Raw genomic sequence first — 1,198 nt, 5'->3', positions numbered from 1 at the left:
GGAAACTCTGAAAAAGGTTTCAAAATCTGGTGAAATATCTCCCATCACATGAGCTGAACGGTTGATCCCCCCATGAAGCAGATTTCTTTCGCCGATGCCGAGTACGCAGGTAAACGTAAGCGAACCCGCCGTGAGATTTTCCTGAGCGAGATGGACAAGGTCGTGCCGTGGAAAGGGTTGGTTGCCTTGATCGAGCCACATTATCCAACCGGTGACGGGGGCCGCCCTGCCTATCCATTGATGGCCATGCTCCGTGTGCACCTGATGCAGAACTGGTTCGGTTACAGCGACCCGGCGATGGAAGAGTCGCTGTATGAAACCACGATTCTGCGCCAGTTTGCCGGACTGCATCTGGATCGAATTCCCGACGAAACCACGATCCTCAACTTCCGCCGCCTGCTGGAAAAAAACCATCTCGCCGGCGGCATTCTGGAGGTCATTAATGGCTATCTGGGCGACCGAGGCTTGATGCTTCGTCAAGGCACTATCGTGGACGCCACGATCATTCACGCGCCGACGTCGACCAAGAATAAAGAGGGCAAACGCGACCCGGAAATGCATCAGACCAAGAAAGGAAATCAATATTTTTTCGGGTTGAAAGCGCATATCGGGGTGGACGCTGATACTGGCCTGACGCACAGCGTGGTGGGCACCGCCGCCAACGTTGCGGACGTTACCCAGGTCGATCAGTTGCTGCATGGCGAAGAGACCCATGTCTGTGGCGACGCGGGCTACACCGGCGTAGAAAAGCGGCCTGAACATGAGGGCCGCGAGGTGATCTGGTCGATCTCCGCTAGGCCCAGCAGCCGCCGCAAACATGGAGAAAAAAGCGTCATTGGCCGCGCGTTGCGCAAGATTGAATACGCCAAATCGCAAACCCGGGCCAAGGTCGAGCACCCGTTTCGAGTGATCAAGCGCCAATTTGGTTACACCAAAGTGCGGTTTCGAGGGTTGGTAAAGAACACGGCGCAGTTGGTGACACTGTTTGCACTGTCGAACCTGTGGATGGCGCGCCGACATTTGCTGGAGCCTATAGGACAGGTGCGTCCGCAGTATGGAAATTAAGGATTAATAAGTGCTTAAAACAGGCTTATTCATCGAAAAAAGTCGATATTTCTAGAGTTTCAGCGAAGTGCTCTCTTTTTTACAGCCTGACGCCCGATTTGCTGGAAAAAGAAGGTCTTACTTCAGACCTTCC

Annotated in this window: 1 protein-coding gene; it reads left to right on the top strand. The window is 53.8% G+C overall.

Features of this window, described 5'->3' with window-relative positions:
- Positions 1-72: 72 nt before the first annotated feature.
- Positions 73-1,065, top strand: a complete 993-nt coding sequence (locus K5E40_RS34305) for an IS5 family transposase (protein WP_056792074.1) — start codon at positions 73-75, stop codon at positions 1,063-1,065.
- Positions 1,066-1,198: the final 133 nt, after the last annotated feature.

Origin of the sequence: Pseudomonas baetica (genome assembly GCF_019733355.1) — a bacterium.
Taxonomy (GTDB): domain Bacteria; phylum Pseudomonadota; class Gammaproteobacteria; order Pseudomonadales; family Pseudomonadaceae; genus Aquipseudomonas; species Aquipseudomonas baetica_A.
The sequence above is the reverse complement of the archived record's forward strand: the minus strand, read 5'-3'. Positions and strand labels throughout refer to the sequence as shown.

Bases quoted from the DNA above. Each gene is read 5' to 3' on its own strand.
- K5E40_RS34305 (WP_056792074.1), top strand. From the start codon at position 73: ATGAAGCAGATTTCTTTCGCCGATGCCGAGTACGCAGGTAAACGTAAG.